This window comes from Methylomonas sp. LW13 (assembly GCF_016865255.1).
Classification (GTDB): Bacteria; Pseudomonadota; Gammaproteobacteria; order Methylococcales; family Methylomonadaceae; genus Methylomonas.
Genome location: NZ_CP033381.1, coordinates 3,244,391 through 3,265,372 on the forward strand (window position 1 = coordinate 3,244,391; position 20,982 = coordinate 3,265,372).

Annotated in this window: 25 protein-coding genes and 1 tRNA gene; 9 read left to right on the plus strand and 17 right to left on the minus strand. The window is 48.5% G+C overall.

Annotation, left to right across the window (positions count from 1 at the left end; all coding sequences use genetic code 11):
* Positions 1-109: 109 nt before the first annotated feature.
* Positions 110-544 carry a DUF6694 family lipoprotein gene (locus JL719_RS14660; RefSeq protein ID WP_033158119.1) on the plus strand — a complete coding sequence of 145 codons (435 nt, stop codon included), beginning with the start codon at positions 110-112 and terminating at the stop codon, positions 542-544.
* A gap of 1 nt (position 545) precedes the next feature.
* Here JL719_RS14660 and JL719_RS14665 read toward each other — a convergent pair whose 3' ends face one another.
* The 5 genes from JL719_RS14665 to JL719_RS14685 all read right to left on the minus strand — a co-directional run bounded on the left by JL719_RS14665 (position 546) and on the right by JL719_RS14685 (position 5,265).
* On the minus strand, positions 546-1,205 hold the full coding sequence (locus JL719_RS14665) for a DUF2959 domain-containing protein (RefSeq protein WP_033158120.1): 660 nt from the start codon (positions 1,203-1,205) through the stop codon (positions 546-548).
* Positions 1,198-1,764: an amino acid kinase family protein gene (locus JL719_RS14670; protein WP_033158121.1), complete on the minus strand. Its 567-nt coding sequence runs from the start codon at positions 1,762-1,764 to the stop codon at positions 1,198-1,200. Before JL719_RS14670 ends, JL719_RS14665 begins: the two co-directional genes overlap by 8 nt.
* The gene (gene pabB, locus JL719_RS14675) at positions 1,761-3,134 is read right to left on the minus strand and encodes an aminodeoxychorismate synthase component I (RefSeq protein ID WP_033158122.1); all 1,374 of its coding nucleotides are present in this window, start codon (positions 3,132-3,134) and stop codon (positions 1,761-1,763) included. The genes JL719_RS14670 and pabB overlap by 4 nt, the downstream gene beginning before the upstream one ends.
* Positions 3,135-3,213: 79 nt before the next feature.
* The gene (locus JL719_RS14680) at positions 3,214-4,260 is read right to left on the minus strand and encodes a hydantoinase/oxoprolinase family protein (RefSeq protein ID WP_033158123.1); all 1,047 of its coding nucleotides are present in this window, start codon (positions 4,258-4,260) and stop codon (positions 3,214-3,216) included.
* Between the two features lie 9 nt (positions 4,261-4,269).
* On the minus strand, positions 4,270-5,265 hold the full coding sequence (locus JL719_RS14685; protein ID WP_033158124.1) for an ATP-grasp domain-containing protein: 996 nt from the start codon (positions 5,263-5,265) through the stop codon (positions 4,270-4,272).
* Between the two features lie 20 nt (positions 5,266-5,285).
* Here JL719_RS14685 and JL719_RS14690 point away from each other — a divergent pair, with 20 nt between their 5' ends.
* Positions 5,286-5,969, plus strand: coding sequence for a HisA/HisF-related TIM barrel protein (locus JL719_RS14690; protein ID WP_033158125.1), 684 nt, complete (start codon positions 5,286-5,288; stop codon positions 5,967-5,969).
* Positions 5,970-6,025: 56 nt separating this feature from the next.
* Here JL719_RS14690 and fae read toward each other — a convergent pair whose 3' ends face one another.
* From fae to JL719_RS14715, 5 genes are all read right to left on the minus strand, one after another.
* The gene (gene fae, locus JL719_RS14695) at positions 6,026-6,541 is read right to left on the minus strand and encodes a formaldehyde-activating enzyme (RefSeq protein ID WP_033158126.1); all 516 of its coding nucleotides are present in this window, start codon (positions 6,539-6,541) and stop codon (positions 6,026-6,028) included.
* A gap of 85 nt (positions 6,542-6,626) precedes the next feature.
* Entirely contained in the window at positions 6,627-7,493 is an 867-nt protein-coding gene (locus tag JL719_RS14700) for a triphosphoribosyl-dephospho-CoA synthase (RefSeq protein WP_033158127.1), read from the minus strand.
* A complete protein-coding gene (locus JL719_RS14705) occupies positions 7,487-8,389 on the minus strand; it encodes an ATP-grasp domain-containing protein (RefSeq protein ID WP_033158128.1) in 903 nt (300 codons plus the stop codon). The genes JL719_RS14700 and JL719_RS14705 overlap by 7 nt, the downstream gene beginning before the upstream one ends.
* A gap of 87 nt (positions 8,390-8,476) precedes the next feature.
* Complete coding sequence (mch, locus tag JL719_RS14710; protein ID WP_033158129.1) at positions 8,477-9,460, minus strand: methenyltetrahydromethanopterin cyclohydrolase; 984 nt, start codon at positions 9,458-9,460, stop codon at positions 8,477-8,479.
* Positions 9,461-9,465: 5 nt separating this feature from the next.
* Complete coding sequence (locus JL719_RS14715) at positions 9,466-10,566, minus strand: ATP-grasp domain-containing protein (protein ID WP_084153376.1); 1,101 nt, start codon at positions 10,564-10,566, stop codon at positions 9,466-9,468.
* A 75-nt stretch (positions 10,567-10,641) separates the two neighbouring features.
* Between JL719_RS14715 and JL719_RS14720 the strand changes: the two genes are divergently transcribed.
* Positions 10,642-10,731: transfer RNA gene (locus JL719_RS14720), tRNA-Ser, on the plus strand.
* A 286-nt stretch (positions 10,732-11,017) separates the two neighbouring features.
* On the opposite strand, the gene JL719_RS14725 is transcribed toward JL719_RS14720, so the two are convergent.
* From JL719_RS14725 to JL719_RS14750, 7 genes are all read right to left on the minus strand, one after another.
* Positions 11,018-11,416, minus strand: coding sequence for a hypothetical protein (locus JL719_RS14725; protein WP_033158131.1), 399 nt, complete (start codon positions 11,414-11,416; stop codon positions 11,018-11,020).
* Positions 11,417-11,496: 80 nt separating this feature from the next.
* Positions 11,497-11,625 carry a hypothetical protein gene (locus JL719_RS24290; protein WP_256438875.1) on the minus strand — a complete coding sequence of 43 codons (129 nt, stop codon included), beginning with the start codon at positions 11,623-11,625 and terminating at the stop codon, positions 11,497-11,499.
* Positions 11,618-11,860 carry a helix-turn-helix transcriptional regulator gene (locus tag JL719_RS14730; protein WP_033158132.1) on the minus strand — a complete coding sequence of 81 codons (243 nt, stop codon included), beginning with the start codon at positions 11,858-11,860 and terminating at the stop codon, positions 11,618-11,620. Before JL719_RS14730 ends, JL719_RS24290 begins: the two co-directional genes overlap by 8 nt.
* A gap of 129 nt (positions 11,861-11,989) precedes the next feature.
* The gene (locus JL719_RS14735; protein WP_051670251.1) at positions 11,990-12,487 is read right to left on the minus strand and encodes a FlhC family transcriptional regulator; all 498 of its coding nucleotides are present in this window, start codon (positions 12,485-12,487) and stop codon (positions 11,990-11,992) included.
* Complete coding sequence (locus JL719_RS14740; protein WP_033158133.1) at positions 12,487-13,077, minus strand: flagellar transcriptional regulator FlhD; 591 nt, start codon at positions 13,075-13,077, stop codon at positions 12,487-12,489. Before JL719_RS14740 ends, JL719_RS14735 begins: the two co-directional genes overlap by 1 nt.
* Before the next feature lie 18 nt (positions 13,078-13,095).
* Positions 13,096-13,722 carry a FlhC family transcriptional regulator gene (locus tag JL719_RS14745; RefSeq protein ID WP_033158134.1) on the minus strand — a complete coding sequence of 209 codons (627 nt, stop codon included), beginning with the start codon at positions 13,720-13,722 and terminating at the stop codon, positions 13,096-13,098.
* Positions 13,715-13,999, minus strand: a complete 285-nt coding sequence (locus JL719_RS14750; RefSeq protein ID WP_033158135.1) for a flagellar transcriptional regulator FlhD — start codon at positions 13,997-13,999, stop codon at positions 13,715-13,717. The genes JL719_RS14745 and JL719_RS14750 overlap by 8 nt, the downstream gene beginning before the upstream one ends.
* Before the next feature lie 310 nt (positions 14,000-14,309).
* Between JL719_RS14750 and JL719_RS14755 the strand changes: the two genes are divergently transcribed.
* The 6 genes from JL719_RS14755 to JL719_RS14780 all read left to right on the plus strand — a co-directional run bounded on the left by JL719_RS14755 (position 14,310) and on the right by JL719_RS14780 (position 20,797).
* Positions 14,310-14,939 (plus strand): transglycosylase SLT domain-containing protein, encoded by a 630-nt coding sequence (locus JL719_RS14755; protein ID WP_084153378.1) that lies wholly within the window; start codon positions 14,310-14,312, stop codon positions 14,937-14,939.
* Between the two features lies 1 nt (position 14,940).
* On the plus strand, positions 14,941-15,255 hold the full coding sequence (locus tag JL719_RS14760) for a flagellar transcriptional regulator FlhD (RefSeq protein WP_033158136.1): 315 nt from the start codon (positions 14,941-14,943) through the stop codon (positions 15,253-15,255).
* On the plus strand, positions 15,252-15,818 hold the full coding sequence (locus JL719_RS14765) for a FlhC family transcriptional regulator (protein WP_033158137.1): 567 nt from the start codon (positions 15,252-15,254) through the stop codon (positions 15,816-15,818). Before JL719_RS14760 ends, JL719_RS14765 begins: the two co-directional genes overlap by 4 nt.
* Before the next feature lie 970 nt (positions 15,819-16,788).
* A complete protein-coding gene (locus tag JL719_RS14770; RefSeq protein ID WP_225892862.1) occupies positions 16,789-18,666 on the plus strand; it encodes a peptidase domain-containing ABC transporter in 1,878 nt (625 codons plus the stop codon).
* Positions 18,667-19,135: 469 nt separating this feature from the next.
* Complete coding sequence (locus JL719_RS14775) at positions 19,136-19,966, plus strand: hypothetical protein (protein WP_033158138.1); 831 nt, start codon at positions 19,136-19,138, stop codon at positions 19,964-19,966.
* A gap of 105 nt (positions 19,967-20,071) precedes the next feature.
* Entirely contained in the window at positions 20,072-20,797 is a 726-nt protein-coding gene (locus JL719_RS14780) for a hypothetical protein (RefSeq protein ID WP_033158139.1), read from the plus strand.
* Positions 20,798-20,982 lie beyond the last annotated feature (185 nt).

Here is a 20,982-nt window from a genome sequence, read left to right on the forward strand (position 1 = left end):
AGCTTGTGTTTTTAATTACCGAGTAATTTGGTTTGTTTGGTAACCCGCGTTGCAACCATTATAAATACAAAATTCGGGTTTGTTTATTTAGCCACTGGGGGGCTACATCATGAAAAAAGCGTCTACTGTTTTGGTTTTTTTAATCTGCGCATTTTTAGCCGGTTGCAATAAAAGCAACCAAATCAACGGCAGCAGTTTAAAAACGGTCAATCGATCAATCAGTCAAATCAAGGAAAAATTGCCGCTGGACCAACGCATTGAGTTTGAAGTGTCTTTCTGGACCTTACGCGATGAAATCCGCAATAACAAGGAGTTTTTGGACGCTATCGATGGCAAGACACCGGAACAATTGGTAGAAGCCGGTAAAGAACTGTTTGCCAAACGCAAAGCGGCCGGCAGCAAAGACTATGAGAAATACGACAACTGGGACCAAATGATTTCCCAATACTCACAAGAACGTATCGACCAAAACCGCAAGAAAACCCCTGACCAACGTGACAAAAACCCACCGGCAAGAGTCGATTACAAAATGCACGCCATGTAAGTTACTTGCGCACTGGGGCCGGCAGTTGTTTCTGTTCCACTAGAACCGCGACAAACTGACTGGCCTCGCTGATGGTTTTTTCCATCACCTCGATCAACCGCGAAATATCCACACCAATTTCCATGAACTCGTGCCGCAATGCCGCGATAGCATGGGCATTCAAGTTATGCTTTAAAAACAGCACCTGATCCTGAAACGCCGCCAACACCGGATGCATCCGGGTTTCTGCGTTCTGTAAGGCTTTTAACAAACGGGCATATTGCTGCCGGGATTTTTTAAGTTGTTGCTGGCTGCGCGCCTTCAAGGCCCGGTTGCTGTATAAGGCCAGCTCGGCTTCCCATTCGTTGAACAAGGCTTCGCTAATGTCTTCCACCGCCTGAATTCTTTGACTGACTTGCTCAGCCTTACCCTTGCATAGGTCATAGCGGCGTTTGAGTTGCTGATAGCGCTGTTCCAGTGAACTATCCTTCACGTTGACGATGCTTTTGAATTTATCCAGAGCATCAACGAACTGATCGCGGCTGTCCTTTAAACTCTCGCAAGCCTTCCCGACGTGCATAACGACAATGTCACGTTTTTGATGGCCCAGTAAGGATTCCCGGCTTTGATAATAAGCCTTGCGCAAACGCTTGTTCAGTATGGCTTTAATAAAATTAATCATGGTGGGACAGGAAGCGGTCTTTATTCATTACGGTAATTTTGTAACTAGCCTGGGCGGTGAAATGTTGAAAAGCGGCATCCAGGATGCCTTGCTGCTGTAAGTCTGGCAAACTCAGGCGCTCAGGAATCGGCGCCGATTTCACGACAATTAGCTCATCAGCTTCTATAACGCCAGCCAACCAGGCCGCCAAACTATCCGAAGTAACGTCCCAACTGGCGGCGATATTGGCGTTATCCAATTGCTCAACTTGCGGCGACCAGATCACTATAGAATTGGCTTGCTCTGCGCAAGCTAATCTTGCCGCGTCAGCGATTACAGCAAATTCGGGCATCAGGCTATTCATCAACCAGGCCATTTGCTGCATCGCCAGAATTGCCATCCGGTGCGCCGCAACATCATCAAAACCCCACTGACTTTGCGCGATGCGCACTTGCTCGGCAAACGGCCCGCCGCCGGGCACAATAACAATCGGGCCGGCGCGATTGGCGATTGCCGCCAGGCAAGCGGGCAAGGCGGCTGTTTCCAGCAAGCTGCCGCCCAGCTTGATTACGCACGTCATACGCCAAACTGTTGGAGTAACTGCAATAAGGCGGCGGCCTTATCGAAACATTCCTGATATTCCTCGTCCAGCACCGAGTCATTGACGATGCCGCCGCCCGCCCAAAAACGTATCGAGCCGTGATTGTGTACCAGCGTACGAATCGCGATATTGGTGTCCATATTGCCGTCGAAACCGATATACCCTATCGCTCCGCAATAAATGCCACGCCGATGCGGTTCCAGTTCCTCGATGATTTCCATCGCCCGGATTTTCGGCGCGCCGGTAATCGAGCCGCCTGGAAAGCAACTGCGCAATAAATCGATGGCATGCTGGCCTTCCGCTAGCCCCCCCGTCACGGTACTGACTAAGTGATGTACGGTGGTATAGCTTTCTACAGAGAATAAGCTCGGCACCCACACCGAACCTTTTTTGCAACTCTTGCCCAAATCATTGCGGAGTAGATCGACGATCATCACATTCTCGGCCCGGTCCTTGGTGCTGGAAACCAAGTCTTCGATCTGTGCCTGATCGGCTTCCCAATCATTCCGGCGCGGTCGGGTACCTTTGATGGGTTTGGTTTCCACGGCGCCGTCGGTGACTTTTAAAAACCGCTCCGGCGACGAACTTAAGACCTGCACATCTGGAAAATTCAGATAAGCGCTGAATGGCGCGGCGTTGATCTGCCGCAACACCTGATAGGCTTGCCATGGCTGGCCTTGGCAAGGGCTTTCGAAGCGCTGGGTCAAATTGATTTGATAGCAATCACCCTCTTTCAAATAATGTTTGATGCGTTGAAAAGCCGCGGCGTAAGCTTGTTTGTCCATATTGGCGCACGGCGCTTGCAGCACTTTAAATTCTGTAGTTTCCGTCGGTGTAGAAATCGCACTGAATTCCGCGATTAGTCTTTGCTGCTCGCTTTCCGGTAAATCCACACTGACCAACCAGCTTTGCCGATGCTGATGATCGACAATCACCGCCCAGCGGTAAATGCCCACCGCCATCTCAGGCAGATTTTCCGCATCGTCGGCCATCGCCGGTAAACGCTCGATGCGCCTGGCCAAATCATACGCAAAATACCCGATTGCCCCGCCGTTGAACGGCAGTCCGTCAACACTAGCTAAGGACGCACCTAACTGTTGTTTCAACAACTCAAAAGGATCCTCGGTACTTTCGCTAATCACGCCATCACGTTCGATAAACGTCATATCGCCGCGTGTTTGCAGAGTTACAACTGGGCCGTAAGCGATAATATCGAACCTATCCTGATGGCTATGCGGCTGGGCGCTATCCAGAAATACCGCCCAAGGTTGCTGCGCCAACGGGGCAAATAATGCTGCACTGTCTTGAAAATAAGGCAGCGGTTGTTTGATGGGTTTGGCTAAAGGCATTAAGGAGTGCTGTTAAGCGGCCGGAATGTGCCGCAAGGACATGATTTGGAATGTACCGATTTTACCGCAGCCGCCGGCTTTAACCAAACCCGCCGGCAAGATAAGCGACGGCGGCGGCCGGCGCACAATCGCCAGCATCAATATCATTGCTTTTAGCGGTTGATGGTAGCAAATCGGTAAAGTCCAGATACTCGACGTCCAGATCCGCAGCAATATCCCGCGCCAGGAAGCGACCGACACCGGCACCGACTAATGTAATCGCCGAGCGGGTTGCCGCCCTTTGCAATTGTCTGAGACAAGCTTGGCTGATTTTCTGTGTTTGCTTGGTTTTGAGTTGCTGGGCAAAAGCTAACCAGAGTCCATAATCGCCCTCACTGTATTCGTATCCGGTCAGGCGCGATAAGCGGCGGGCGCTAGCCGAAACTGATTTTTCCGCGCCGTCCGCCGTGTCAGTTTGATCATGGACTTCATTCAAGTCACCAGTCAAGCGATACACATCGGCCATTGTCGCGAAATACTCGGCCATCAAACCCATTGATTGGCCGTTGAATTCGGCTTCCTGGGCAATCGCCATCACCGCCGTGCGGACAATACCGGTATACACCAACTCGCCGGATACCAAGCGCTGATAGTCGGTGAAGCCTTGTACCTTTAGCTGGTGATTTTCGACCAACAAAATATCGGTCGTGGTACTGCCTATATCCACAAACAAGGCATTTGGCTGGCGTTTTGCCACCGATAGCAAGCTAGCCAACCAGTTAGCAGAAGCGATGTCCATGCAATCCGCTGGGTGAATTTGTGCTGCCGACAAAAAGCCGCGTAGGCCGGCAAATACCGATACCTGCTCGGCGTTGAATTGTTCACAAACAGCCCGGACGATGGCGTTGACACCTTGCTCGCGACTGGTAAAGCAATCCACCAGTTCACCGGTCATCGTCACGGCATGCCGGCAATTTTGCAAATCGAATTGGCCGGCCAAATCGGCCAAAGTGCCATGCAGATACTCTATCCCCTTCCATAATGGACAAGCCTGCTGAGCAAGGGCCTGGATATGTCCGGACTCATCCAGCAACGCCAACTTAACGTGCGCCCCCCCAATGTCCCAACCTGCAATCTGTTTGTTCATTTTGCCTTTTTAATTGATATGGATTTGAACTGTTTCATTTCTATACGGCTGTAACACCGGTTCGGCATGGCGCAGGCGCAAAACCTGTTCGGCCACGTTGATCCCGGTCGCTTGGCGGATGCCGACGTAAGAACTGGTCAGACGCGGATTAATTTCCAACACCAGCGGACCTAGTTTGGCGTTCTCGATAACATCGATACCTACGTAGCCCCACAAGCCAGGCAGCGCATCGGCTATTTCGCTTACCAAATTTCGATAAAAGCTCAGCTTATCGGTTTGTAAATTCACTAAACAGCCTTGCAAACTAAATCGGCCTTGCTGCAAAGCAATTTGCTGGTGGTTATAGCAGATAAGCCAGGCTTGGCCATGCTTAAACAAACAAGACAAACTCGCAGCCTGTCCGTGAATATAAGGCTGTAACACATAGCGGTGCGGATCGGTTAATTCGGCAATAGCGACCGGCAAATGCTCGGCATCGATTTGCAAACTATCAAGGCACCCGACGCCGTCCGCAATCTTGACGACCAGCTTATCCGCTAAACCGATACCCTCCGCCGTTTCGCTAAGGAGATGAGTTGCCACCGCCGGAATCATCCGTTTTTTCAACGCTTGATAAGTCGCATACTTATCGGCGCATACGCTCAAGGCCGCCGGACTGGATAATAAGACTTCGACATTCGCGGCAATAGCCAGCTCAGCCAAGCTGTGCAACATACTGTCACTTTCCGGTGCGACGGGCCAAAACAAATCAGCTTGTGTCAGTAAATCCCGCAACAGTGCAAAGATGTCGCAAGCGGCGCTTACCGTCACAATTTCGCCTGGCAACAGCATATCCGGTCTGGCGCAGCGCTCATCCAAGGGCACACATAGCTGAAGATCGTCCAGACACTTCAGTTCGGCGATTAAAGCCTGTAACATCAAGCTGCCTTCCGTCGCCAGCGAAGCAGGCAATGCCTGCCCGACCAAACCGCCGCCGGTAATAAATTCAAATACCAGAACTCTCAATTCTAAAACTCGCTTGGCTTATGCAGATTATTCCAGTCATTGATTTGAAAGACGGCCTGGTGGTCTACGCCGCAGGCGGCGACCGCAGCCGTTATCAACCCGTACATTACACCTCGTCTATATGCGAGAGCAGCGAAATAAGCAACGTCGTGACGAGTTTATTAAAGCTGTATCCATTTCCAAAGTTTTATATCGCAGACTTAGACGCAATCGGCGGCCAAGGTAACCACGATGAGGCCATCGACAACTTGTTTCGCCAATATCCAAACAAGGAATTTTGGCTGGATAAGGGCAGTAGCTATCAAGCACTCACCATGACGAATCGTGCAAGTAATTGTAAGCCGGTCATCGGTACTGAGTCGCAACGACTACCCATATCGTTAAAAAATACCGATCTGATCCTATCGTTGGATTTTAAACATAACCAGGTTTTGGGTCATCCGGGATGGCTGGATAGCCCCGAACTGTGGCCGGAAACTAATGTGGTGATGACCTTGGATTTGGTCGGCAGCAATCAGGGTCCGGATTTTGCAAAACTCAGCCGGCTTTGCCAGGATCATCCCGATAAACATTTTGTTGCAGCTGGCGGCGTTCGGAATGTAAAAGATCTTATGCGCCTGAAAACTATCGGCATTACCGCTGTGCTATTGGCTAGCGCCCTGCATAACGGCAGTATCGACGCCGCTATGCTAGAAAAATTTTAGGCAAAAAAATACCCCGGCAAGCCGGGGTATCTTCGACAGCCTTTGAAACTAAAAACTTAAACGTTGTTAGTAGCAAATGGGTGTTTTGCACCAGATTTAGCAGCAACAACTTCTTTAGCAGTTGGAGTGCCGGCAACCGCGCGAGCGATAGCTTCTTTGGTGGCTTTGTAGTTGAATTCTTCGATTTTTGCATCGTCTTCAGCCAACCAGTGGATGAAAACACCAACAGAAATGAACAAATCATCAGCTTCGTCAGCAGGGATAGTGCCGTCTTCAACGGAATCAGCAACAGCCATAGCAACAGCGCGTTGAGCTGGTCCAAACATTTGAACAGCTTGTTTTGCACCTTTGATGGTTACTTTGTTGAACAGGATGGTTGCAGGTTTAACCAACAGGTTAGGAGCAACAACAGCCAACAGAGTAGAGAAACCGTCTTTGTTGTTTGTCAAAGCATTTGCGAAAGCAGTTTCAGCTGCTGAGCCGCGTGGGCCGATGATCAAATCGATGTGAGCAATTTCGTTGCCTTCACCAACCAAAGATTCGCCAACGCGCAAGTTATTGATTTTTGCCATTTTAAATTTATCCCCTAAAGATAAGATTGAACCAAAAAAATAGACACTTTCGTGTCTCAAGATTGTAGTTTCTGCTTAGTTCCCTCTATAACCCACCGGTTCCTTCACCGATAAGTTGTTCCAGAAGCACCACCAGTACTGTCGCTACAGTTATGTCAGCTGTTGTACCCGGATTGATCCTTTGTGCCTTAAAAGCTTTGTCCAGATCATACAAAACTGGCAAAAGCTCTTCAGGCTCACAAGCTGTTTGCATTGCTCTATCGAGTTTATGCATCTCAGCCTTGATCCACTCTGAATACCGCTCTCCATACTTCCGCTCAATATGACTATCGGGATATTGAGCCAGCATTGCGGTAAAAACCGCTAACGCCGCCCAAGCACAATCGCCAGACAAAACGAAAGCACGATTATATCTTAAAACGCCGAAATCAAAAACGTCTTTAAAAATTGTTGCGTATTGCAATGCAATTCGGTCCTTGTCAGCAGCAAAAACCATGGCCTCGGTCAGCGTCACATCCGCCGGTTTTTGGACGTCGTGCTGCGCGGATTCACCTAAACCGGCCGGCGCAGCTAAGGTGACCGCTTTGAAAACCCAATCTGCATCCTCACGGGTCGTATTTTCCAGCAATAGCCGTAAACCATCCCGCAAGTTTTCGCCCTTTTTTAAACCGGCAACCACTTGCAACAATGGCGCGCAAAGCAAAATAATACCGAGATTGGTATTGCAAGCCACCGCCTCGCGGGTTGCCTTGACTGCGTAATAAATCTTTTCACCCAAACTATATTGCGGATTGGTAATCGGCTCGCTGCTAACCCGAGCGCTGACACGAAAATCCTCAACCGTCATATCGTCAGCGGCACTATAGACGCTGACATTTCCGGGCTTGAACGCTTGCAATTCAATTTCACAAGATTGCAGATAAACGTCTATCAACTGCTGCCTACTCAACATAAGTTTTCCGCTACGCAATAACGATCAAGCAAATCCGCCACCAGGCGCTCGGCAATGTTGATATCGCAGACACTTTGCAAGCCTTTCCAGGCCGGCACGCTGTTCACTTCGATAATCCGGTAACCACCGTCGGCATCCTGAATCACATCCACCCCGGCATAATCCATGCTTAACGCCGCAACGGCGGCAATCGCCAATTCTGCTAAAGCCGGTTCCAGTTCGATACATTCACAAGACGCGCCTCTGGCCACATTATTCAACCAAGAGATTCCCCGCCGACGCATCGCAGCCACGGCCCTGCCGTTGATCACGAACACGCGCACATCGGAATAGCCATCACCGGCGCATTCGACAAAGCGCTGCAAATAATAAATACCGTGACTACTGGTTAGCCAGAGCAAATCGGTAGATTTTTCGATACGCCGAATGCCCTCGCCTTGCGAACCGAACAATGGCTTGCTGATTAGATAATAGCCGGCGCGCAACTGTTGTTCGGCAATCGCCAATGCTGCATCGCGATCCCGCAATACCCAAGTCATTGCGGTCGGCAAACCGCCATGTTGCAACAAAAAACTGGTCATGCCTTTATCGACGCTACGCTCGATAGCGCCGGCATCGTTATAAACCGGTATGCCCAGTATTTTTAAGCCGTGCAAAACATCCAGATAAAACACCACCTCTTCCAGCGAACCGCCGGGCACGCCGCGCACGAAAACCGCCGCCGGTAATTCTTGCTCAAAACCGGGAATAACAATCGGCAAATCCGAGACCGTTAACTGCAATTTGCAGGCTGTCAGCGAGACATATTCGGCAGCATAGCCACGTTCGGCAAAAGCCAAGCACAGCTGCTTGCCATGCCAACCGGGATCGTCGGTAATAATTGCAATTCGGCGCAATGGATGGGTTACGAATGAAGTTGACGAAACAAGCTAACAGGCTTTGCAACGCAAAACCCGTTAGCTGTCGAAGAGACTTAGAGCGAGTTAGGCCCCAAACGAAAGATCGAGTAAGGCATTATCCAGTTTGCCAGCGCGGAAACTTTTGCCGGATTCGACGGCAGTGACAATCACGCTGGCCGGGCTGAACAACATCGCATCGACTTTGAAAAAGTCGTATTCGTAGGCTTTGAAAATATCGGCAAATGGTTTGCCGTAATCTTTGGACGTTGAGCTTGGCAATTCCTTGGCCAATTTTTCCGCCGCTTCGTCGCTGCCTTTGACGAACAAATGCACTTGGCCTGCGAACAAAATTGCGTCGTTGGTTCTACCCATCGCCTTGACGAAATTCGGATGCGGCGGGCAAATCGGCGCGCTACCGGAACCATCGACAATGTTTTCCAGCGGAAAGTGCAAAGCGTGTGCTTTATGCATTGCTACTTCCAATACCCGACCGACTACTTGCACACCGCCGGCCAAACTGCTGGTTGGCGTGACGATGATAGTCAAATTGGCCGGCGATACGCCGCAAGCCGCCGCGACTTTCTCGACGATTTCGATTGGCGGCAAGGCGTCGTTTTCTATGACCAGCGCGGTTTGCTCGGCACTATCACGATATTCCAGTTCTTTATAAAGCTCTTCCACCGGCTCTACTGCACCGTCTTTCAACTTAGTTGCCAGTGCCCGCGCGGGTCCGGAACCTAGGGCATAATATTTGCCGTGCGACAAACTCCAACCTGCATATTGGCTACCCAGGCAAGACAGCACCGGATTGCTGGCGTGTACATTAATGGTCAGCGGCCAATGGCTGGTGTATGGACTTTGCGAGATCGTCGCGGTACCCAAGCCGCCCATGCAGATTTCGGTGATAATTCGGCCAGCTTCCAGACCGCCCGGCACCTTAATACCCGCATCGATAATGGTGCAGCCGTTTTCCAGCTTTTCGATACCCAACCGTAATTTATCCGCGTTATCCAACAGTTGTTGAACCAAGGGCTGGGAAAATTTATTGACGCTTGCCTGGTATTGCATGATGTTTAAAGACCTGTTTCCAAAAGATTTGCAACGATGCGTTGTTGGCGATGCAGATTATCCAGCACCTGCCCCGAATTTTTTCCGGTGGCAATAATACTGCATATCGGCTCGCCTGTGGCAACAATTGAGCCGGGATTCGGCCTATCCACAGTCCATGACGGCCATATCAGCCGCTCGGGGATCATTACTGTTTTTTGCGCATAAACAATCTGATAAGCTCTCGGCTCCGCCGATAATTCGACACGATTATCCCGGCTGTTTTGACAAGCCTGTAGATGTTTCAAGAGCAGTGATTTACCGTAAAGCTGGGCACTAGCGGAAATCCGCGCATTGATTTCCAACACGTAACATCTGCCGTCACACAGCATAAAATCCATGCTGTTTAAACCGCGCAATTCATAGGCATTGACAAGCTTATCCAACCAGTCGGCAATTTCAGTCTGAATCGACCTAGAAACCTTGGCATGACTTACAATCCCCGCAAACAGAAACGATTGCCCGCCCTCCGATTTTATCGTCCATTGCTCGTTAAAACCGATTAACTCAACCCCATCGTGACTCGCTGCAAACAACACAGACATCGAGCGGCCTTCGATATAACGCTGCCAATAGCCGTCAACAAACTCGTCATTATGACAGCGCCTAATCCCCAAGCCGCCCTCACCACGCCAAGCCTTTAACAACCAGTCAAAACCATACTCAGGCTTTGTAAACACCACCGGCGGATGCAGAATTGACAAGTAATCGAGTTGGGCAAAAAAATCACGCTTATCTTGGACCCGTTGAAAAATAGCCGCCGAATTCCCGATAATCCGCCAACCCTTTTCCAGACAGATTAAGGTTTCCGGGTAAGTTTCCAAACCACTGCCATATACCAATTCGCTTAAGCCATGAACCTCACGAACCACAGCCACAGTAGCTTGAATATCATCCCAAGCCAATGACGGCACCTGATATGTATGCTTTGCCATTTGCCGAGTATCGCTATCGGCGAAGCAATCGATAGCCACCACCTCGCATCTGGAATCGACACACATTTGCACCAACATCCTTGCCGATTTGGCAATCACTAACAAACACTTAGGTATTAAAGCAGATTGCATTCGGTTGCAGCATGAAAGTGGACCCGCAAAAAACGCTGGATTTTAAAATATTTTCTGTAATAATACGCGGCTGTTGGAGAGCTGGCTGAGCGGTCGAAAGCGGCGGTCTTGAAAACCGTTGAAGGTTTATCCCTTCCTGGGGTTCGAATCCCTAGCTCTCCGCCATTATTTATGATTAAGGCCTTGATAAATAACGTTTTATCAAGGCCTTAATTTTTTCTACCCTACTCCCTACCCTACTTTTGATTCTAATAACCATCACTGATTCCATTTCAGCCGGCGTTATTTTATACAGGATCATTATCAGCCATTTGTCGACTCCACGCATGATTTGAGTCAAACTTCGAAAAGCGAAGAGCATCCCTGCCGTAACAAAATCACAGCTACGACCTCAGAAATAAATCAATCACAACACGGCCTCATATCAATCTTTTAACTCCTTTAATTGGCCTCAATACGCATTTTTGTGTAGGGAGTCTTCAATGGCGATTAAACAATGCCTCGCTTGCTTGCGGCCAGTCTTTTCAACCACGTCCACAAGTTCCACTCCAAACCTATTGCTCAGCGCCTTCGTGCCAACAGCATCGTAAACGACAATGGCACCGCAACAAACTGAAAACAGACCCTGATTATCAAGAGAACCAACAACGGGCTCAACAATCCTGGATAGAGCGCAATCCCGATTATTGGCGTCAATACCGTGAATCTCATCCAAAGTATGTTGACTAAAATCCACATCGCTTGGCCAGACGGCAACCCGCTCTGCACCGTAACGGAGCAGCACCTTGACCAGTGCCATCACGTCATCATGACCGGCAGCCTGATCAGGTTGCCAGTCGACGATTAACATCAGGCCCAGCAAACAGGCCAACGATACCGGATCGGTGCCGAGTTAGAAGGACATATCATGCCCATACGGTGGGATTGCCTTCACTGCCGGGCGCGCTGCCAGGCATCACGACCAAAGCAGATCACAATCGGCCAAGGCAGCGAAGCGGATTGCAGTCTGGCGATCAGTTCTCTGCCAAACGGCGGCAACGGCAATCGTTGATCAGGCATCAGCGTTGCCGGTACATTGAGCGCCTATACGCGCAATGAGCTGAGCAATATCCTCGACCCGCCAAGCGGTCATATTGGGGCCCATTTTGATCGGCTTAGGAAAGATGCCTTTTTTGATGCCATCCCACCAAGATGATTTACTCATGGGCAGCAATCCATAAACGGGCGGATTGGCCTTTGGATCACCAATAATTTGTTTCAAACGCAAAAAACCAGTTTCGGGCAATTTACTCATGTTTATTAACCTCATAATCATTGGAAAAATGGGGCGATAGTCCTTATTACAAGTCAGCCAGCCGACCAATTCTTTATTTTAAAAAGGTGATTGGTCGACTCTGAACATCGAATTTTATAAATACAGAATCTAAGGATCGGTTTTCAAACTGGTCTTACAGACACAACACCGCTCTAATGATTTTTCACTGCCCACGATTATCAGCACGGGCGAACGGCACTGATGGCATGAAATCAACCTCAACCGCTTATTTCTCAGATCTCGCGCCACCAACCACGCCGTGGTGAAATCCAGGCTGCTATTGGGCAAGGAGATTTTGAAAAAGTCGAATGCCTGAATGACGTTATCGATGCCACCTTGCATATTTTCGGTTTCAATCGATCGAAATAGCTTGGCGAAGAGCGTGGCTTCTTTATAACGCTTCACGTTGTGTGTCAGTCCACGAATCGACTCCTTGATCGGACCGGGACTGCCAGGACGGCCAAGCAACTCTTTGTAAGTCGCTTTTATCAAGTCTTTAGGAACAGCGGTTTCCCTGATAATGACCGCAATTCTGGCTTGGCGCTGAATCAATTGAACAGCCAATTCATACTGTTTTAGTCTTTTGATCATCCTTTTGGCCTCCATTACTCGCCACCACTTAATGTCAGCAAAACATCAATACCGCTAGGCTGTTTGGCATTGAGCTGCGCAAACAAATGATTCGACACTCTGGGCGCAAACCATAACCAGCCAGACTGGGCAATATACTCAATATCTTCCAGCGACAAACGTCCGATGGCCTGTCGCAAATCCTGATCAGTAATCCCCAATATGTATCTAGCGCATAACGGCTTATCGCGGCAAAGCTCGCGGGCTTTGATCAGCCATAGACTGCTCAATGACACGATTTCCTGATCAGTGGCCTGAGCCTGTAAGCGATCCAAGCCATCGAAATAGTCATCCAACTCGCTGAGGGCAGACTGCATGACGCCACTGACTTCGGCGGACAGGTTTTTTAGCTGCAACCATTGATTCAAAAAGTCGGCGCCGAATTCGTTGGTCAAGGGGCACAATAGCGCCTGGCAAAATGCCTGTGACACTTGCCTAACATTCACAAAGTCGAGGGTTAAGGGTTGATGATTGAAAAAGCACTCTCGCGCCAGACGGGCTAAATTTTTTCCTTCCGCCGCATCCAGTCTTGTTCGAGCATTGATAGATTGAACGAATAAGTACATAAAGACTCTCCTTGGTCGTTAGTAGCGGCCGAGACATATCGCCGAATTTTTCCACGCATGTTGTGAAAAAGTCCGCGAAACACGAGATTGCCGGCTGATGATGCCTGCTTGGGTTTGGCACACTGGACAATGGATAGGCCCTTGAATACCCAGGTGAAGGCTCAGGTGCCGGGCATGGCAACTTGAACACATCACAAACCGCAAGGTGGAAGCGCGCAATTGTTGCGTCAGTTGCCATGCCCGGTTGATATCCAGCACCCTATGGTGTTCGAATTCTGACTCTCGATGGCTGGGCTTTGGGTTATGGGCAACGATGCGGCCGTACAATTCGTAGGCCGCACAAAATTGCTGTCCATACGCGATGCCATTGCCATGCTCAGACACATAATCCTGAATCAGCCCCAAGAAAATCGATGCATGTAGATTGTTGATGGTCGCTCGTTCAATCCATTGCGGATCCCAGGGTAGCATGCCTTTGATGGGCGCTTGTTGTTGCGCCAGCCAGTACATGCGGGTCGCCGTTTTCCGTTTGATACCACAGAGAGCGCAGACTATCGGCGTCCGAGCGCCCAGCTTGAACAGCTTTTTAGCCAGCATTAATTCTGCACCAAACTGCGACAAGTCGACGAAGCCACCGTTATTCATGTTGGCCACCCTGATCCGATGAATCATGGACGAGCAAGGCCGCATATGCGGCTACTGAAACAGGATGATGGCCTAGCGGCAACAAACTGATGACGGCGCGGTTGATCGCTGCCTGTTCTTTGATGACCTCCAACGATAGCTCTGCCACTCGGCTGACCACCTCCGGATCAACACCAAACCGCCACGCGGCTTCCATGACGTTGCTGCGCGCACATTCTCTGAATAGCAGCAAATACTGAAAATTCAGATGGGCCAGATCTTCTTCTAACGTAGCCATGCAATGCTCCCTGGTTGATAACGACATGGGGCCATGCTACGAGGTTAGCGTTGTAAGCGTCACGCGCGCAAAGTGGCTGTTTTTGGGTCACTTTCCGCGCAAAGCCTTGCGGGACGTGGCTTGGCGGGGCTGCGCCCACTGATCGAGCCGCAAAAAGCGATTGACAATTCGTAACCGATTGTATTTTCGATGAATTGTTTTCTTGGACGGTTTTGGATGGGGTAATTAGGCCAAAAGCGGGCCTTTTTTGCACGCTTGCGAGATTGAATTTTTCAGTAGACTCGGCTCAACCTTACGAGTCAACGCTACCATGCACAATGTCGATCTGAAATCCGGTTGCCGATGGCTATGCGCCGCTAACCGGCAACGTCTCTGTTCGCTGCCGATTTTGCTGAGCCTCCTATGCGCCAGTACCGCTTGTTTAGCCAATGGCGGCAGCAAGCAGGCACATGCGGTTGGCCCCGCGCAGAAACTACAAACCACCCTTTGGTGGCGGATTGCCAAACAACACCGACTGGACCCTTACATTCTGTATGCAGTGGCATTAAAAGAATCCGCAAACGATGCCGATCCCGCATCGGTTAAACCTTGGCCCTGGGCGCTGAATAAATCAGGAAAAGCCTTGATGCCTGCATCGCGGCGAGAGGCCCAGGCCTTGCTCAAACAATCGCTCGACGAAGGCAATCGACTGATCGATGTGGGGTTGATGCAAATCAATTGGCGTTGGCATGGTCACCGAGTGAGCACACCGGCGCAATTGCTGGAGCCGATGACCAATGTGCAAATCGGCGCCGAACTGTTGGCCACAGCGATTCGATCGGCTCCACACGATTTGGCCTTAGGCATTGGCCGTTACTATAGTTGGAACAATGTGGAAGCCGCTGTCGCCTACGGACAAAGCGTCATGGCCATAGCCGATCAAGTCAGGCAGGTGATTTGATATGGATGAAAGTCTCTATCAACTGCAATTGGATTATTTGATGTTGGCACGGGAAATGGTATTGGCCGGCCAGGAACAAAAAGCCCTGTTTAGCTTGGGTTTGACGCCAGAAGCCGTAGGCATTCTGAAAAAATTACCCGCCCAGAAGATCCGAGAAATCGCCCGGCGAGAATGCGTGGCGTTTACCCCGCGTTTCAATGCCAGTTATTGGAGTCGATATTTGCTGAACGAACCACCAGTGGATAACAAACTGGCGTGTGAATACCAGGCGCGTGACTTGCTCATGTTAATCAGTGGCTCAGGTAATACTGCATGAGCACTTGGTATACCTACGAAGACCGGCTCAAAGATCATTATCTTGCCTATCAATTGCTGAAACGCAATCTGAGAACGTCGTTCGTCAAGGAGCAGATCAAAACCATTAGCCAACACGAACTCAAGAATATCCACTATGCCATTCATCTGCATCGACCACCGTCCGGGCAACGACCGATCGTTTCAACCATTCCGTCATCCCGCGAATCGTTCCTATATCTGACTGTGTTCCTGTCGATTTACCAGGCTGCCAGCCAAGGCAACACCCAGTCGCAATTTGATGTGCCGGCCATCCTATTTGCCTGGGACTATTTCCAGAAAACCTTCAAAGCGCATATCGCCGTAGAAAGACCCTATGGCAAAATCCGACCGGCCAATTTCAATGAGGCCTGGATATTGGCGCAAGGTATGCGCAAGGGTGAGGTTGCCTTGAAATATTGCCCCCGTTGTCGGCATAACTATTTGATTATCTACCAAAGCAAATTTCTGCCCATTTGCCAGTTATGCGACCTAGAAGAAGCAAAAAACCATGGTTCCGCTCACATGGTACCAACGTTGAAGTAAATCGAGCTTTGGAATTGCATTTCAGCAAACCAGTCTGTATGGTCTGGTGATCTCAAGGACTCTCATCGATAGGGTCGTCTCCATACCAGACATTTAAAAGTTGTAATTAAACCAGAGGATTTCAGTCGCTAACGACCCATTCTTGCCGGTCGTGTTTCTCCAAAGCGGTCAGTCAGCCAAATCCAGATTCTGCTAACTAGAAGGCTAGAAAGCAGCCATTGGCGACCTCACCCAACAAGCCAATGCGGATCTTGGCGTTTTAGTTTCTGTGCTAGAAATTAAACGCATATCGGAAGATTAAGGTGCCGTTAAAAAATAAAGAACGACCCGAAAATTTAAGGCATAAATTTCTAGTATATCGGGGACTAAAAATCTTCACTTCGCTTGCGCCGTTTCCAAGATTTTCAGCGTATGACATTGACAATAATATGCAATATCAGTTTTGAGTGGTATTTTTACCTTTCCGCTTGTAGCTCGATTCTCCCTTGATATCCTCTCAACGAGTTACGCCAAGCCAAGCTCAATGGCATACCAATTGCCTATAATAGACCGTCAAAGTCATCTCGTAGCGATACTGCTAGCTTTGTTATAGATATACTTCTCTATTTAATTACCACACCAATCGGAAAGCACAATGCGAATCGGCACGCTGACACAAACGGATTTGTTATGGCTCGTGGGCAGCTTAGCCCAATTGTTTAGAATGCCATTTGATCCTGATTTGCTACTTCAGCAACTCATTCCACCCTATACCACTACGACCTTACAGCAAGCGCTAATCACAATTGGCTTTCAGCTTGATGAGAAAACGTTGGGGCGTTCTTGCAAATTTACGGAGCTAAATTTACCAGGCATTGCGTGTTATAAACTGAAGCCCGCTAATCCGGAAGAAAGCACTGAAATATATAGTGCAGATTCGGTATCGACAGAAGAGGCTTATACCAGCCAATCAGCTGATTTAGGAGAAAGTGTGCCCGTACTCATCATCAAAGCCGATGATGAACGCGTATTGTTTTTTAAAGCCGGCAGCGAAGTTGCCGAGACTTTATCGGTAGCCGATTTCACGGAACAGTTCGATCCAGTAGTGTTATGCATTACCCTTCCAGCAAGCCAAGTTAAATCAGAAGATGGGCATGAAAATGAAGCGGCGAAATCAGGAAAATTTGGCTTTCGTTGGTTCATTCCGGAATTGCTGCGCTACAAACGCGTTTGGCGTGACGTACTTTTGGCGTCGCTCGCTATTCAATTGATTGGCTTAGCCACACCATTATTTACTCAAGTGATTATCGACAAAGTCGTGGTTCACCAAACGTTAAGCACTTTAACTGTCGTGGGCATAGGCCTTGGTGTATTTACGGTGTTCAACGCTATCATGACTTGGTTGCGCCAATATTTAGTGATTCATACCGGTAATCGAATTGACGCAGTATTGGGGAGCCAGGTATTTGGTCATTTGCTACGCTTGCCATTGGCCTATTTTCAGCACCGCTCCACTGGAACGTTAGTGGCTCGCTTGCATGGCGTCGAAACGATTCGAGAATTCCTGTCAGGTGCATTGATTACATTGATACTCGACTTACCGTTTTTGGTAATATTTTTGGCGGTGATGTTTTATTACAGCTGGCAACTTACCTTAATCTCCCTAGGGTTCCTGCTAGTCATTACCGGTCTTAGCTTGATCGTTACCCCTCAATTTCGTAGCCGATTGAATCATCAATTTCTGATCGGCGCTCGTAATCAAGCCTTTCTGACTGAATACGTCTCTGGCATGGAAACCGTCAAATCCCTGCAAATGGAATCGTTACTGGAACATCGTTACGGTGATTACTTAGCTGACTATCTCGGTGCCGGCTTTCAAACCAAACGACTGGCTAATACCTATAACGTGATTGCTAATACCCTAGAGCAAACTCAGAGCCTGGCTATCCTGATTGTCGGCGCTTTGCTGGTAATGAATAACGACGGCTTTACAATTGGCATGCTAGTCGCCTTCCAGATGTTTGCGGGACGCCTTAGTCAACCCGTTCTGCGCTTAGTCGGGTTGTATCAGGAATTTCAACAAGCGCACATTGCCGTTAAACGCTTGGGTGACTTAATGGATATGCCAGCAGAGCCGCACACCCTGACACCCTCTCGTACCGGGAACGGTGACGGCAACATCGAAATCCAATCGTTGAGTTTTCGCTATGACGAGCAACTGCCATGGCTGTATCGCGACTTTGACTTAACAATTCCGGCGGGTAAGGCAGTGGCTATCATGGGGCCATCCGGCAGCGGTAAGAGTACTCTGGCAAAGCTGCTGCAAGGTTTTTATCTGCCTGGCGAGGGTCGCATCAAACTTGATGGCGCAGATATTCGTCATCTGGCAGCCAATGAACTGCGCCGAAACTTCGGCGTAGTGCCGCAAGAGACCATTCTGTTTTCAGGGACCATTTACGACAATTTACTGATAGCCAATCCACAAGCGAATTTTGAACAGATCGTCCAGGCCTGTCGGATGGCGGAAATCCATGGCGTAATCGAAGCCTTGCCAAAAGGCTACCAAACCGAGATTGGCGAGCGCGGCATCGGCCTATCCGGCGGTCAGAGGCAACGTCTCGCGATAGCCCGAGCCTTGCTCAAACGCCCGAAGATTCTGATCTTCGACGAGGCCACCAGCAACCTTGACCCCCACACCGCAGAACATTTTGCCAAGACCATTAACCAGCTTAAAGGCCGGGTTACCATGTTGTTTATCGCACATCAATTGCCGAAAAACTTACATCTCGACGCAGTTGTCCGCATCGGTGAAAAAATAGCGGTGGTCGCCGACGAAAAACAAGAGGCAGTGGATGGTATCAGGAAATAGGCGGTTACTAAGAATCTCATCGATGCATTTATACTCAGGATAGCGTTATCGCTACTGTCAAAATAACTGACAGGTAATTTGTCGTTGCGAATGGGTATAGCTTGAAAAACACGAATATTTATAAAAGCATAAACAATTGATTAAATACTATTTTTAATAAAATGTACGCAATTGCTTACATAGAATTCAGTAAAAGTAGATGTCGAATTATTTTACACTCAACTTAATTATAAAATAATTATATTTCAACATGCTTGGTGGGTCATTGAATCTAAACACCTCCAATCGGACTATGTTTGATTGAGGTATGCCTTTGTTTTCGTCCGAAATTCATTTAGATGTTGGATGCTGGTAATCGTATGATGGCTCATTCTATTTAATTTCGCCGTTAAGCACGAAATAACTTGGCGCAATATTTTCCTCCAGAAAATAAGAGTCAAGAACTAGTTAAATTCCAATAACCAATTTAATGAACAAACTAAAGCGAATGGATTCGATAAAAGTGATTACGCGAGGGATCGGCTTTAGACAGACATTTTTCAGCAGACATTCGATATACCTCAGCAGACCTCAGACTGCACAAGCGCAACGCGTCAAAATACACCCGGAGAAAGCATTCGGTGAGCTAATCATTACCTGGAACTGCAAGCCTGATGTGTTGGAAGCCTTTAACTGTCGCTATTTTTTCAATCTGCCCGGCCAGCACTTACTGGTCAAGTTCGCGCAAGAACAGCTGGTTATCCTGAGTCAGACTTTCAAATCGCTTAGAGAATCGGTTTATCAAAATATGCTGCAAACCCGCTTCAAACAACTGCTGGATCAAGTGACGCTGAAACTGGACAGTAACGGCATCCGCCTGGACTTCAGCACACTGGAAGCCACGCTAAGCCAAAACATCCAAACCAATTCGGTGGAAGGTGTCACCGACTTGATCGAATTCACCCGCTCCACACAACAGCAATTCCAGGGGACGGATTTTAAGGCTTGGAACATCCTGGGAGACGCTCTGCGCAGTCAAACCGTCATACCGGAGTTACAGCAGGTTTTCGATACTTTCAATGTTCGCGTCTCCCGCCGCCTGGAAAGCGGCGGCCAAGATGTGCTGCCCGAGAACGAGCAAGCCGAGACCTTGTATGGGGATGGCGAGAATGCTAACAATCTCAAAGACGCTGGCGATTACCGCCCTGGCATCCGGTTTGCTGCGCCAATCGATAACCCGGGCCATCCTTCCAGTCAAGTTAGCCGCTTGAAACATCAGCGCGCCTTAAAAAATCAGGCAAATGCTACAACCGGTGTGTGAAATGCCGCATTTTATTGACGACGAAAAAGAGTGCAAATAGCCCGCGCTGAGCGCAATAACCAGCGGGTATGTTGAGCGCGCCAAATTGAATTTATGGAGATTTATATGAGTTTGAAAATACGGTGCAATACCCGTTGGTTATTGCGCCTTACGACCTTTAAAAAACGTAATACTGTTTTTTTATTTCTAGCATGTTTTTTGTTTGTAAAGCCTGCTCAGGCAGACTCTTTGCGCACAGATATTTACCGACAATCTTTAGCTAAAATTGCATCAATGGAAGTTTCTAACTCTAAAGATAAACATGTCAGACTAGTAGTTATGGATACATTATTGTCTGCTCTGGACATGACCCGCGAAAAGGTGCCAAGACACGATCCAATGCTACAGTTTACACGCAATATTCCTGGCGTTACAGCCGAACTTGAGTTGTCGTTAATGTATTTCAATTTTCATGAGCGCATTGGTGGAACGCGTATCGAAAAAGGACGGGAAGGTAAATTAGAAAAATCAGAACCTCTAAATGATCTAAAACCTTTACAGCTAGATAACGGGGTTGAATATTTAGGCATCATGAACCAAACAAGCCTTGCTACTGAACTAAACAATCAGGAGAAAGATAAAGCTATAGAACTTGTCAGCATTGTGAAGTTTTCCGAAATTGGGCGTTATCTTGATAAGAATTTAGTATACGCCGAAGTTGTCAGTCCGGAAAGTGGTAGTGCTGGTGGCTATGGTTTATTATTCAAAATTGATAGTAAGTACGGAAAAGCGGACCTAATAATGATGAAACCTCTATGGGCAGGTAGTTCGGCATTTTCATTTTGGCCTTAATAGTTTTGACTCAATTATGAACCGCTACAACTAATAACAGGAAGCTAAGATATGATAACGCCAGTTACATTCTCTGATAACTATAGAAATAATACGTTAATACCAAGCTATAACGCGGTTGTTTTTCAAACAGAAAACTCAGGAGTTAGTGCAAACCTCACGAAATTTTCCAATGCAGGCGGGCA